The organism is Paraburkholderia sp. 22099, assembly GCF_052045835.1.
Classification (GTDB): domain Bacteria; phylum Pseudomonadota; class Gammaproteobacteria; order Burkholderiales; family Burkholderiaceae; genus Paraburkholderia; species Paraburkholderia terricola.
On sequence record NZ_JBQEPU010000047.1, the window covers coordinates 1 to 12,314 of the forward strand.

Genomic DNA, 12,314 nt, shown 5'->3' on the forward strand with positions numbered 1-12,314 from the left:
CCATCGGGGCCGGCGGGTACGTTCCGCAATCGAGTCCGGATATAAGTCCGCAACCACCCTTCTCGCTACGAACAATTACCTTGCAAATGGGAGGCGACCATATAAGAAATGTCGTGTTCCAGCCAGGTTCAAATGTGCGCCCGCCGCAAGTTCCGCGCGCCGCAGACCCATGCCATACACGAAGCGTACGAGAAACCCTTCAGTGCTCCGGAGCTAACGTATGAATGCGGGCAGGTTTTCCTTTGATATTCACAAATTTGCGCCCTTGAATCGCGCATTCATAAGTTTGCTACACGACCGTTCTGGCCCATTCGAAGCTCACAGATTTGCTCCCGAGCGCTGTGCTTCGGAGCAAAAACGTGAATGCGGCCAAGTTTATCTACGGGTGAGGAGTGAGCGGGAGCATAAATGTGTGATTTGCCATCGAAATCGCGATGACCGAGGGTGCCGGACCCTCGCGGCCATGTGACGGGCTATATCTCGCGAAGGCGACGACTCCCGAGCAAACCACAAATAAAGCCGTGCTCCCAAAGGGATGTGGCGGTGGACAACTCTCGCTTCCCGACAGAGATGCAGCACCCCTGAGCCCTGCACCACCGGTGCAAGCTCCTGTCAGGATTGGAAAATACCTGCCCGCCAAGTTGGCTCTCAATCTAGAACCTCTTGCTCCGCGGTGAATTCCGACTCGGCAAGCACAACTGCCAGCTCAGCCCAACCAGCTTTGGCCGCGAACGCCCGCATGCGTTCCGCCTGACCGCTGGTAGCTGCGCGCCGCCGGTCGTCCGGAACGTCTGCCGGATTCATTCTGTAAGGCTGCAACACATGTCCAACGCGTCGGGCGGCTTCAGCGACGTTCGCCGCAATCCGGAATCCACCCTCGTCTACGTCCCCCCAGTGCAGTATCGGCGTACCAAATGGCAAACCAGCGAGCAGTCGCTCGTACATCGCACGCCAGGCGGGCGACGGCATGCCCGCAGTGTAAATGAGCAGCACATTATCGTCAGCCCGGCGCTTCGCCTCGCTGTGGAACGTCGTCTGATTCTCGATAGTCAGCACGAACGCCGGCGTGCCATCGATACCCAAGACGGTCGGAGCAGAAAAGGCGCCATACGGTGTGTCGAGCAACGCAGTCACCCGCTGACGCCGCACCACAACCGCCCCCGCAAGACGAACGGGCTGGTCCTCTCGCCGCAACCCTAACTCCGCCCAGACATCCGACGCGACCCGCGGCTCGGCGTCGATATCACCCGATAGCAGCACATCGAGCGGGGCCGTTAGCTGCTCGATCCGCTTGCTGTCGAGAAACAGTTTTGCGCTCACCTCGCGTATGGGAAGATCTTCTTCGCACACACGTGCGTCTTGTTTCATATGGACGATCACCGCGGCGGCATCAGCCCAATCCATCGCCCTCTCCGACCCGATTCCGCGAACCTTGTACAGGCTTTCCCATCGCAAAAGAATCGACTCGAGGACGGGAAAAATCTCGAACCAATCCGCAAGCGATGCACGCGCCCGAGCGGTGGTCGAACGCCGCGTCGGCTGGCCTAGGAAGGTTGCTAAAGCATCGACCTGCAGCAAGGTGATTCGAACAATGGCACGGTCGCTTCCCAGGCCTTTTTCGTATTCAAGCTCAACCGCTCCAGCATCTTCCGCCGCACGCACAGCTGCCTCGAAGGATTCGCGCTCGAGCAAATTACGGCTTTCGGAGTAACGTTTGAGCGCACTGGCAGTCAGGGAGGCTGCTCGGATACGCCGACCTGCCGACACCTTCTCGCCAATGGCGAGCAGTTTCGTTAACAGCGTAGTCGCTAGGGCGTCCATATTCGTTATTCCGCTGAAGTTGGCGACGCAGCCACCAAACGCTCGGCTCGAATCCGCGCGATCTCGACTTCCAGCAATTCAGGGTGAAACTCGAGTTGGTCCGAGCGCATCAGTTGACGCGCCTCCTCGTCGACATTGTGGCCGGTCAGCATCACGACGTTGTTTTCCGGATCGCGCACGATGTCGTAGTACCGGTGCAGGAACGCGGTCAGAATGCCGAGATTCTCCCCCGGGCTGGCGAGGAACACCTGCAGGCCGAGGTCTTCAAAGTAACGCATGGTCGCCGTAATGTTCGTCTGATCCATCCGATGAAACGCTTCGTCGAGCAGAATAAGCCTGATGCCATCGCGGTGAACGCGACTCAGACGGTATGCAGACGCGAGCGCCGCTCCAGCGATCACGTAGAGCGGTGCTCGATGCTCTCCGCCCGAACCCGGACCGATTCGCTTGCTCAAGTGCCCAATCGTCTTCGTCTTTCGTGTTTCGCGATCTTCTCGCTGAATCTCGATATCGAACATAAAGAATTCGCGATAGTCATCAAGCGCCGTGCGCGCACTGCCCGCTCCAAGCGTGGACTTCTCCTCGAGCAGTGTCTTGAACTGCTCTGGAATCTCGCCAGCACTGCCCAACAGCGTGTCATCTGGCCCATACGCTGCGATATCCTTGATGAACTTGAGCAGCTTCTCGTTTTCCGAACGAGGGACCCGGACGAACTGATAGCGCTCGCCATTGGAGAACACGGGACAGGTCTTCAGGACACTGTTGAGGCGGTCGATCGTGTCTTCCAGCCATGCCAGATTGTTTGCCAGCGCCACGGCGACGTCGGTGCGGAAGGTTTCCTGTGACGCGCGATACGCTTCCTCCATTTGCGCTTGATGTTCAACCAATTGGGTGCCACACAAATGGTCGACGCGAGTCTTCACCCACTCGCGAGCGAGTTGCCAGTCTCCCCCAGTACGCTCGTCTAACTGCTCACGATAGTCGGTGAGAAACGTTCCAAGCAACGCCATACCACGATTTATCTCGGTTTGCTGGCGAGCTTCGAGGTTCCTCGCTCGATTCCTGCAATCGTCCATCATCCGTGCATAGTCGCCCGGCGGAAATTTGTCCAGTAAGCGGTCCCATTGCTCGTCCGCGTATACACTGTCGAACAATGGACTCTTGCGAGCTTGATTGAGCTTGACCCTGAGTTCGTCCACGGCGGCCTCAGCCCTCTTCGCCGCCAGCTCGAGATGCTCAACGTTCAGCCCTGCGGCGCCCTCCTTACGCAACAATTCCGTCTGGGTATTGCGCAACCTCCCTTCCTCAGTTTCCCACTGCCTGACGCGCTCGCAGAGCGCCAGATATTCTTCGTCCGACAGCTCGTGCAACTGTGCGGCATATTCGTCTGCCCGGGTCTGTGACTCCATGGCACTGGCGTAACAATCCCGGATGTCCTTGATGGCGCGGGATTCGGGTGGAATCTCTCGCAGCATACGCTCGACCGCATCGAGCGATGACCGCTCGCCTGTCTTGCGGGTAAGATCAGCACGGCACTCGCGCAAGGCCAGTTCGATTCCTGCCTTCTGCTCCTCGCCACGAACGCTCAGCCGACGCTCCTGAAGCGGGGCAAGCCGTTCCATCGTTCCCTTGCCTGTGAGCATGCCGTCGGTCGTGAGCGTGCGTCCGCCTCCCAGTGCTTCGTCGCTCGTACTCACGCACTGAATGTCCCGGAACAGATTGCGAACGAACGCTACCGCGACCGGCAGATCACCCTCGATTAGCTTACCGACGGTGCCTTCTCCCGCGGGCTTCGGCGCCGAGAAACGGCTCGACATGACGATCTTCGCACCGTATATTGCGCCGCGTCCCGACATGCGGCGATACAGTTCGAACGCCTTTTTCTCATACCGCTCTTCGACAATGAGCGCCTCCAGATTGGACAGACCAAGATACGATTCCACCACCCGTTCCCAATCTGGATCCGTGACCCTGATGACATCACAAACGGGGGTGGAGTCGATGCCATGTTCGCGGAGTTCCGAGCGCAGTCGACGAACCTTGTCGGAGAGTTGGACATGCCCTTCTTTCGCACGCTCAAGGTCTGCTTCCAGCCCAGACTTCAGGCTATTAAGTTCGTCGATCTCGGCGGACAAGTTGCGCCCGCTCTGAATCAGTGCATCCCATGCGGCATGTGTAACCTGCAGCGCCGATTTCAAACGTGCGGCAATCGACTCAATGTCCATGCCCAGTTTGATCTGGCCGCTCGTACTGACGAGTGCGTCACATTCGCGCTGAAGTGCGGGGGCAAGCGATTCGAGATGCACGGACAGCGATGCGTTCCGGAGGACCTTCGCGACTTCAGCGAGCAAACCCGAGAGGTAACTGAGGCGTTCTCGAGAGGCTATCTCGTTCGTCCGAACGGCACTTTGCAGCACGCCATGGTGCTGATGTGCGGTGTGTCCGTCTCGATGCTCGACCGCCGCCAATCGCGCCCTCACCGCTTCCTCAACCGCGCGCTGCTGTTCGGCGAGCCCTTCCCGCAGGATTTCGAGCGCATTGTGCGCCTCGCGCGCCTCCGTTCTGGCCTGGTTTGCAACATCCTGTGCCTGCTCGGTCTCCGCATCCTGCCGAAGGACCTGCCATGTCTGAGCATGCCGTCCCTGTTCCGCCGCCTTGTCGAGATGTCCGAGAACCTGCGCGCCAGCATCGATTTGTGCGGAAACCTTCTCCACCAAGACTTTCAGCTTGAGAAAGGTATCGGTGATCTCACGAAATCGCTTGATATTGGTCGGACGCGCCTCTAGAACTTCGTCCCGAACGATCTGATCGACAGGTTTATCAAAACGCATGCGCAGCGCAAACCGGAAGGCGCGCTGAAATGCCTCGTGGTCGGGGATACCACCATCGCCGCGCAAACGCGTAAGCACAGCGCGAACATAGCTCTTCGAGGTGGAATACAGAACCTCGTCGTCGCTGGCGGCCTTCGCGCGTCGAATGAGATCCGCCCGGAATGTCTTCCAGTCTCGGGGGCGCCGCTCGCCTCCTTCCAGCGACAAATGGTCACCCAAGCTCAGTTCGATTCCCGGCACGAGATAAAGGCCCCGAACCTCGTGCTCTTCCGTGTCGCTCGACGCATAGATGCACACGCCCATCGATACCGACGTGCGCGCCTCGTCGTCCCGCCATACGAGCGTGATGTATGTCGTCGCATGATCGCGTACCCGCTGCTCAGCCGTTTCTCCGTATTGGCCGAGGCAATAGCTCCGAATGGACCGCGTCGTCTTGTTGCTTTCGTCGGCTTGCGCGTTCAATGCCGCGAGACGCTGGTTTGCTCCCAACATGGCGATCTGCACCGCGTCCACCAGCGAGCTTTTACCACTGCCGTTCGGTCCGAAGATACCTGAGATGTCGGCTATTTCAACGGTCTTCGCATCGAACATGAAAAATTGCACGACATGAACAGCATGTAGTGAAATAGTCATTCTTCGATTCCCTCGTCATCGGCGTCACCAACGGCAATATCATCTTCGTGGTCCACTACGGAGGCTTCTGCCCATCGAGCCGTGTCGCCCGATGGTTTAGACCATGATCCAAGCCGCGCCAGCGCGGTCTCCCCGAGCAACTGCACGATGGCGGGCCGAATCGCCAACGCGCCCGGATGAATGACGGTACCCATTGGGCCTCCGTCGTGTTCCGGGTCTGCCAGATGCCGTGCAATACCCCATCGCTGCAACACCTTGACTGTCGCATCGAACTCGCCTTTCGCGGGAAGCTCGCGTTGAGTCATAAGGGTGTATCGCTGAGCAAGCTCGACGATATCGCAGACGACTTCACCGTCATCCGTCAGATCACCGCGCCGGGCCGCGTCATCGTAGATAGCCCGCAGAACCAGGGCAAGCAGCGTCTGGTTGGTTGTTGCGACCGTGCTCCGGCCGTTGCGCGGTACCGCGCACGCATATCGGAGTTGCCGGTTGACTTCGACATTGACGCCCACGATTTCCAGCGCACGCCCAAAGTCGCGCTCGTAGCGCTCCACCAGGTTGTAGTCAGACCGTGCGCGCATGTCCGAGTGATACAAAACCTGCTCTGCAACAAGACGGTACGCTGCGCTCTCGAAATCGGATACCGCATACATTCCGCGCGAGCCAGCCGCAATGTCATCCCAGAACGCCATCAGACTTTTCTCCTATTTCGAATGACAGAGAACGGTTGGCCACCGATATATTCGTGCGCTCGCTCTTCGGCATCGCTGAACGTTACTCGGAAGCCGCGTGCCATGGAGGTCGCCATTGCGTAGAGATGTCGAGAGTTCGAACTCATCGGCAAGGCCAGCGCCGAGAGCGTCTGCCAGGCACGCAGCGCCTCGATGCTCTCGATGGGAATATCCTCGCTTTCCAGGTGGTCCGAACCATCAAACCACGTGAGCACCCATGCCGCCAATTTCGGGGCAGTCATCGTGCGCGCGTTTCGGGCGCGTACTAGTAGCTCGGCGCGGGCGAGATCCGCGTAGCTGGGCGAGCGCGTGCGTAAAGCGTCCGCCGGAGCACGAACAATAGGACGACGAGGTTCGGCAAGCGCCGTAGGTGAAATGAGATACCCAGGCGCCAAGGCGGTTCGGTGGCTGTCGGCGGAACTCTGCGTGATCTGCTGGATCGTGGTCTGGATGACCTCGTCCAGCGGACGCAGCGAGCGAATGCGATAGTCAAGATAGACGAGAGCCCGTTTGTTTGCGCGCCGAATCTCGTCGTCGAGGCGATCCAGATATTCGTCGATCCGCGATAGCTCATGAATACGATCCACGTCACGTTCGAACATCCGCGTGGCGCGTAGCACATTGCCCTCGGCACGGCGGGTCTGGTACCACGCTATCAATGCGTCGCGACATGACTCGTTAATACACATCGCATCGACCTGGGCGAGTATCTGGCTACGTCGGGCGAGCGGGTGGTCCTGCGTACGCAGTTGCCGGTAATCACCGATGAAGACTTCCTCGATGTACTCGCTGAAAAACATCCGGACATACTCGCGAGTCGGCACATCGGTGCCCAGACGATCCATCAAGTCGCGAATGCTTGTACCCGTGTTGCGAACATGCTCGAGCAGATTGCGAGTGGTTTCCGCGGCCTCCATCAGAGAAGACCCCTCCCCGCTCTCGATGGCCTGCTTCAAATGCAATTCCACCGTGCGAATCTTGCCCGCCACGAACACCGGCCCGGCTTCTGCAAAAGCGACCAGTTGAGAAAGGAAGTGACTGACGGCTGGCGCCATCAGCAAGCGCTTTTCGAATGCCTGTCGGCCTACCTTGAGCCATCCCGCGTCGACCAGACTCTGCAGCACCATGTTTGCGCGGATGTTCAGATCCGTGACGGGCGCTGCACCCTCGTCGTCGCGCCAATCGTCCATCTCCGCAAGCGCCTCCTCGATGTCCGCCGTGATCTCCCGGGCGGCGAACCCGTCCATGGGCGGAAGCGGAGCGTCGGGCCCGAACCGCTTCCTATGCAATAGGCATAGCAGCGTCCAATACCGCTGCCGGTTGGTAGCTGCAAGCGGGGCAAAGAGACGGTCCGGCAATCGCTGAAAGAGCAGCGAGGCTGCGGCACCGGCCAGCATGTCGAGATTGACAGTGCTCATGGGAATAGCCAAGGTTGCACCTGGTCGAGGTTATCGACCGCAAGTTGATACTCGGGTGCGCTCTCCCAGCGCACGTCCACGGCAACCCTGAGATCCTGCAGGTAGTACGGCACCAGACACCCCCTGCAATAGTCCACGCGACTAGATGCGCCACCGAAATACTCGTTTCGAATCAGCAATGCCTGCGCGTCGGACAAGGCAGGATGCCCAATCAAACGGACCGGTACCACCGTGCACCAAGCGTGGTCTGCGTCGCCGTCATGCGTCGCACCTCGTTCTAGAGTCTGAGCCCGTGCAATCCGGCCGAGCGCAAAATCCCGAAATGTACATGTGTTTTCACACCACGCCCGGACATGCCATCTGCGGCCCGCGCGAATCAATCCGTGTGGCGCAATCACGCGCTCGTGAGGCTGCGGGTTGCGCATGGACGAATACGTAATTTCGACGACGCGACGCGATTCGATCGCGGAATGCAGCACCGCAAATACTCTCGGTTGAGGTGCGGATAGCTCCGGATAGGTTGCCCAGGCAATGCCGTCGTCACGCCTGCCTGGATCGTCAAGCGTTAACCCAGTCAACGCCAAGTAGCGAGTGAGCAATGCCGCTCGCACGCCCGGTGATGCCATTTCCCGCTCCGTCTCCCGGTACGCCGCGAAGGTGGCGCGATAACGGCGCGCTCTCGTATCCCAGTCGACCCATTGCGGATATGTGTCGCGAAACTCCCGCACCCACTGACTCGCGCGCGTCTCCCCGAGATAAAAGAGGTGCTTCAAGCGGGAACGGCTTAGTTCGCCTTCCCACAGCAGAAGCAAGCGCAGCGCATCAATCCTTTCAAATGGAGATTCCATGAATAGCGCACCAACTTCACCATACAAGAAATTGCATCATACACTTTTTTGCATGAGTATTCGCAAGTTACCGGCGGAGGCAGGAAGCAAAGCAAATGACAATGGGCCGGCGTCCGTTGGGGCGCGGGCGAAACGGCTGAGGGAGTCGATGCGCTCGATCAGCCGACGCCACGCCTACACGGTCGCCGCTTCAACTCGACGCCCATTCTTCTCGGTTGCTTCTGCGAAGTCCCAACACGAACGCGGCGCGCGAGATCAGGCGTTGCAAGACGCCCGCTCAAATCGTGAGGATCGCATCGGCAATGAGCGCATCGGGACCGACGAGTTCGACCGTCACGCGCTGCAAGGATGCGGCGAAGCAGTTCGCGCGGCCGCGTCGCCGCTGTCGCGCACGATACCGTGCCTGAGCAGCGGGTCTTTCTGACGGACATCGTACGGGAAGACGTACGAGGGGACGCAACATCGTCGCGGGAAAACGCATCCCATCGATCACCAGTGCGACCGTGTGTTACCCGCAAGTGAGTACCCGGCGCCGGCACAGCCTATCGTCCAACGCGTCCACACGTTTGTTTCTTCGCACTGGTCGATGCGATGGCAGAACATCGGACGCCGACCACGACGCAGCTCGACGCATTGACGGCGTCATATGAGAGCACCGCAGAGTTTCTCTCGGCGCGCGAAGAATTCGCGGAGACGCTGACCCAGATTCATCCGCACGGGTCCCGGCAACCTGGAGCGTTGACGAAGCCGATTGACGACTCGCGCAACGGGTTTGATGTCGACCTAATCGCCCGCTTCAGTGAAGCTGCCTGATTCACGTATTCCGACTACCAGGGCCCTGCGCACCTGCTCAATCAGATTCAGACCTCGCTGGCAGACTACGCCCGGGCACATCATTTGGATTTGCGGTGCCACGATCGATGCGTCACGCTGCAGTACGCCGGTGGTATGTGCCCAGACATTGCGCCTGTCATAGACAGTCCCCCGCGTCTCCATCCGGTACTGCGAGACCCATGAGCGATTCCCGACAGGGGCTTGCAGAGTTTCGAGTCGACCAATCCGCGCGGCCACACGCGCTTCTTCAACGAGGCGGCAGCCATTTCTCCCAGATTCCCTTGATGGAGAAAATGACGACGGCGATGGATTCGGTGCGCGAAGCGGATATCGTCCCGCTGCCGAAGGCACGGGATGTCTTCGACCGCTTGCTGTGCCGGTGCGTGCAGGTCATCAAGCTGCACCGCAACTTCAGGTTCGGGCCTCAGTCCGGGACGGTTGATCTGCGGCCGACCTCGGGATTCATCACGACGCTTGCCGACACCTAGGGATCGATCTTGTCCAAAGGGTTCGCCATGCTCGGCAAGCCTATTCCTCTTCTGTGATTACAAGTCGCCTGGAGGGGTGATTGGTTAAGTGCATGACGAATGCGTAGCAACATGAGCGGCAGCGGGGTTCAGTTGGCGGGAGGCGGTGGCCGTAGGCAGCACAATGCGCTACCAGACCGACGGCGAACGACGGCAATGCCGATCCGGTGGCCGGCGCGCGAAACAGCTTTGACGCGCTAGTAGACGCATCGTTCGATAAGCCGTGTGGGCCAACTGCCACTGCTCCGCTACATCTCGTTCACGGATTCGCGTGTCCCAGTCGTGGCGTTCTTTCAAATTCACAGATTTGCTCCAGCAGTGCGCGGAGCTGATTCAAGATTCACAACTTTGCTCCAATGACTCCTTGCAACTTTAAAAAGAGCCAATTTGTGAACGCTGAGTTCTTGTGAATTTGGTGGGACTATTGGCCACAAAATGCAGCCGGCAAAGGCTTCAGACGTTTTTGTTTTAGCTCCGAAGCACTCCTTCACGCTGAAACGCGGCGTGAGCGTCAGCGAACGGCCGACGCCCTGGCGCATTCTTCCGCTTTCGCCTTGCCCGACCGCGCAGGTTGTCCCGGCTGCCCATCGTGCCGCAGATCCACAACGGCTTCTATCTGCGCGCTTTCCTGCTGCAGTTACACCCGCAGGAACTTGAGAAACTCCTTGCCGTTCTCGGACAGCGAGCGCCCCGGCTGCATGACGAGCAGCGTCCGGCATTCGATCAGCGTCGACAGGCGCGTCAACGCGGCGCGACCGCCCTTTCCGCCCTTTCCGCCGTTTTCGCTCGAAACCGCCATTGAAAAAGTGCGTCTCGCCGACGATGGCTGGAACTCGCGCAATCCCGAGACAGTGTCGCTCGCCTACAGCGTGGACAGCGTATGGCGCAACCGCGCCGAATTCGCAACGGGGCGCCCGGCGATCGTCGCCCTCTCGACGCGCAAGTGGCAACGCGAACTCGACTATCGGCTCATCAAGGAATTGTGGGCGTATGGCGGCGAGCGCATCGCGGTGCGCTTCGCCTACGAATGGCACGACGACGCGCAGAACTGGTATCGCTCGTACGGCAACGAGAACTGGGAGTTCGGCGCCGATGGACTCATGCATCACCGCTATGCGTGCATCAACGATCTGCCGATCAGGGAGAGCGACCGCAAGTTTTTCTGGCCGCTCGGACGCCGGCCGGACGATCACCCCGGACTCAGCGATCTAGGTCTCTGAAAAAACCCACGCTCGCAAACATGCAGGAGCCTCATCGACATGAACACCGCCGCCTGCGACCCGTGAGCATTTCGCGACCAATTCAAAAATCCGATAGGCTCATCAAGAGATGAGACCTATTGCCGGAGAAAGGCGGCTAGCGACTCGAAACGTCGTCGTGTTTCTTCCTCGAAGATCGCAGTCACTGCGTCCACGCAAAGCCGATGGAACCATCGCGGGCGTAAGCCCAGTTTAAAGGTGTAAATGAGATCCGATGTACCGTCGTCGCGATCGCGATGGCGTATCGACGCACTCCACTCATTGAAAATGCCTACAGGTTGGTCGATCGTCGCCGCGGCGAGTTGTGGTGGATCGTAGGCAATAAAACGCGTACGCAAACAGAACACCCCCCTCCATCCACGTCCGACGTTGATAGAAACGGCGCCAACGTGCGGATAACGATGGCCACCGTCCAGCGTTGCCTGCTTCAGCAAGGTGTCCCAGCGCAGACGCGTGTCGTGATTGTGGAACGCCTCAAATACCTCTGCCGATGTTGCAGGCATGCGAAAAATCAATCGGCTTACCATCGGGCAATATCGGGTAACGGATCGCCGGTCATTGGTGAACAGGAACGCCGGAGATAACGGCCTCATTCCAATGATCGAGAATCGTGGCGCCCTGAGCACGTGCCATCGTCTCCGCCTTTCTGCGGGTCGCCAGCATTTCCGGTAGCGCACTGCGGTAGCGAGCACGCAAGGCGTCGGGCGTGACATCGCCATCCTTGCCGAACGCGTCGAGCCACGTTTCGTCGGTCCTGATCGTTGCGCTCAGCTGATCGCCAACCACCAGTGGCGCGTCTGCCGCACGGAAGTCTTTCGTATATTGCAGATCGATAAACATATTGTCGACGTGCCAGCTCCAAATGACCGTGCCTCCTGCCCTTAGATGTGTCCATTGCTCGAGCGTCAGCGGGTAGGTCGGGTCCGCATAGTCGATGCCAGGCGGCGGGGAATATTTCTGGCCGCTCACGGGTGCGTCGAAAACATACGTGTCCAGTCCGCTGAGCCGCGGCGAATCCGCTGCGATGAAGCGCTTCCAGCCGGCCCGGTTGATACGCGCGATGACATCCATGACATAGCGATAGATCGCGTCGTCGTACGCACTCAGCGCCGCCTGATCCTTGATGTCGTGCGGTGGTGCAGGAACCTTGAAGGTCACCTCGATATTGCGCACGCGCGCGCCTTCCTCCGAGTCCGACATGAATTCGATGCTAGTTGCCTGCGGAAAGAGCACGCCATACCGGTCATCCTTGAACTCAAAGACCGGTTCGACGCCAGTCGCGATACGGCTCGCGTCGTACATCAAAGCCGTGGACACCGTTGATTTCCTGATCTGCACGGCGGACTTGCGCATGATCTCGTCGCTGTTCTCGCCTAATCCGAAGGAGAGGTTTGCCTGCATCACATGTTTTC

At 59.2% G+C, this 12,314-nt stretch carries 11 protein-coding genes; 4 read left to right on the forward strand and 7 right to left on the reverse strand.

The features are described 5' to 3' along the window. Positions 1-648: 648 nt before the first annotated feature. Genes ACTJLC_RS29530 through ACTJLC_RS29550 form a run of 5 tightly spaced genes read right to left on the reverse strand, consistent with a single transcriptional unit; the run spans position 649 to position 8,282 of the window. Positions 649-1,821: a Wadjet anti-phage system protein JetD domain-containing protein gene (locus tag ACTJLC_RS29530; protein ID WP_073432849.1), complete on the reverse strand. Its 1,173-nt coding sequence runs from the start codon at positions 1,819-1,821 to the stop codon at positions 649-651. 5 nt (positions 1,822-1,826) lie between these two features. After that, a complete protein-coding gene (locus ACTJLC_RS29535; protein WP_084561537.1) occupies positions 1,827-5,285 on the reverse strand; it encodes an SbcC/MukB-like Walker B domain-containing protein in 3,459 nt (1,152 codons plus the stop codon). Next, positions 5,282-5,977: a DUF4194 domain-containing protein gene (locus ACTJLC_RS29540; RefSeq protein WP_073432847.1), complete on the reverse strand. Its 696-nt coding sequence runs from the start codon at positions 5,975-5,977 to the stop codon at positions 5,282-5,284. Before ACTJLC_RS29540 ends, ACTJLC_RS29535 begins: the two co-directional genes overlap by 4 nt. Further along, on the reverse strand, positions 5,977-7,434 hold the full coding sequence (locus tag ACTJLC_RS29545; RefSeq protein ID WP_073432845.1) for a Wadjet anti-phage system protein JetA family protein: 1,458 nt from the start codon (positions 7,432-7,434) through the stop codon (positions 5,977-5,979). The genes ACTJLC_RS29540 and ACTJLC_RS29545 overlap by 1 nt, the downstream gene beginning before the upstream one ends. Then, positions 7,431-8,282 (reverse strand): helix-turn-helix transcriptional regulator, encoded by an 852-nt coding sequence (locus ACTJLC_RS29550; RefSeq protein ID WP_084561536.1) that lies wholly within the window; start codon positions 8,280-8,282, stop codon positions 7,431-7,433. The genes ACTJLC_RS29545 and ACTJLC_RS29550 overlap by 4 nt, the downstream gene beginning before the upstream one ends. On the opposite strand from ACTJLC_RS29550, the gene ACTJLC_RS29555 reads away from it, so the two are divergent. From ACTJLC_RS29555 to ACTJLC_RS29570, 4 genes are all read left to right on the forward strand, one after another. Beyond that, positions 8,281-8,706: a hypothetical protein gene (locus ACTJLC_RS29555; protein ID WP_310126698.1), complete on the forward strand. Its 426-nt coding sequence runs from the start codon at positions 8,281-8,283 to the stop codon at positions 8,704-8,706. The two genes, ACTJLC_RS29550 and ACTJLC_RS29555, sit on opposite strands and share 2 nt — an antisense overlap. A gap of 167 nt (positions 8,707-8,873) precedes the next feature. Next, positions 8,874-9,095 carry a hypothetical protein gene (locus tag ACTJLC_RS29560; RefSeq protein WP_073432841.1) on the forward strand — a complete coding sequence of 74 codons (222 nt, stop codon included), beginning with the start codon at positions 8,874-8,876 and terminating at the stop codon, positions 9,093-9,095. A 200-nt stretch (positions 9,096-9,295) separates the two neighbouring features. Then, the gene (locus ACTJLC_RS29565; protein ID WP_143032045.1) at positions 9,296-9,604 is read left to right on the forward strand and encodes a hypothetical protein; all 309 of its coding nucleotides are present in this window, start codon (positions 9,296-9,298) and stop codon (positions 9,602-9,604) included. A gap of 737 nt (positions 9,605-10,341) precedes the next feature. Next, the gene (locus ACTJLC_RS29570) at positions 10,342-10,863 is read left to right on the forward strand and encodes a nuclear transport factor 2 family protein (RefSeq protein WP_073432851.1); all 522 of its coding nucleotides are present in this window, start codon (positions 10,342-10,344) and stop codon (positions 10,861-10,863) included. Positions 10,864-10,979: 116 nt separating this feature from the next. Here the strand turns inward: ACTJLC_RS29570 and ACTJLC_RS29575 are convergent, their stop codons facing one another. Next, positions 10,980-11,405 (reverse strand): SRPBCC family protein, encoded by a 426-nt coding sequence (locus ACTJLC_RS29575; protein ID WP_227470724.1) that lies wholly within the window; start codon positions 11,403-11,405, stop codon positions 10,980-10,982. Positions 11,406-11,457: 52 nt separating this feature from the next. Then, positions 11,458-12,303 (reverse strand): hypothetical protein, encoded by an 846-nt coding sequence (locus ACTJLC_RS29580; RefSeq protein WP_084561535.1) that lies wholly within the window; start codon positions 12,301-12,303, stop codon positions 11,458-11,460. Positions 12,304-12,314 lie beyond the last annotated feature (11 nt).

Bases quoted from the DNA above. Each gene is read 5' to 3' on its own strand.
- ACTJLC_RS29555 (WP_310126698.1), top strand. From the start codon at position 8,281: ATGAATAGCGCACCAACTTCACCATACAAGAAATTGCATCATACACTT.
- ACTJLC_RS29545 (WP_073432845.1), bottom strand. From the start codon at position 7,434: ATGAGCACTGTCAATCTCGACATGCTGGCCGGTGCCGCAGCCTCGCTG.
- ACTJLC_RS29540 (WP_073432847.1), bottom strand. From the start codon at position 5,977: ATGGCGTTCTGGGATGACATTGCGGCTGGCTCGCGCGGAATGTATGCG.
- ACTJLC_RS29560 (WP_073432841.1), top strand. From the start codon at position 8,874: ATGGCAGAACATCGGACGCCGACCACGACGCAGCTCGACGCATTGACG.
- ACTJLC_RS29580 (WP_084561535.1), bottom strand. From the start codon at position 12,303: ATGCAGGCAAACCTCTCCTTCGGATTAGGCGAGAACAGCGACGAGATC.
- ACTJLC_RS29550 (WP_084561536.1), bottom strand. From the start codon at position 8,282: ATGGAATCTCCATTTGAAAGGATTGATGCGCTGCGCTTGCTTCTGCTG.
- ACTJLC_RS29570 (WP_073432851.1), top strand. From the start codon at position 10,342: ATGACGAGCAGCGTCCGGCATTCGATCAGCGTCGACAGGCGCGTCAAC.
- ACTJLC_RS29575 (WP_227470724.1), bottom strand. From the start codon at position 11,405: ATGCCTGCAACATCGGCAGAGGTATTTGAGGCGTTCCACAATCACGAC.
- ACTJLC_RS29530 (WP_073432849.1), bottom strand. From the start codon at position 1,821: ATGGACGCCCTAGCGACTACGCTGTTAACGAAACTGCTCGCCATTGGC.
- ACTJLC_RS29535 (WP_084561537.1), bottom strand. From the start codon at position 5,285: ATGACTATTTCACTACATGCTGTTCATGTCGTGCAATTTTTCATGTTC.
- ACTJLC_RS29565 (WP_143032045.1), top strand. From the start codon at position 9,296: ATGAGCGATTCCCGACAGGGGCTTGCAGAGTTTCGAGTCGACCAATCC.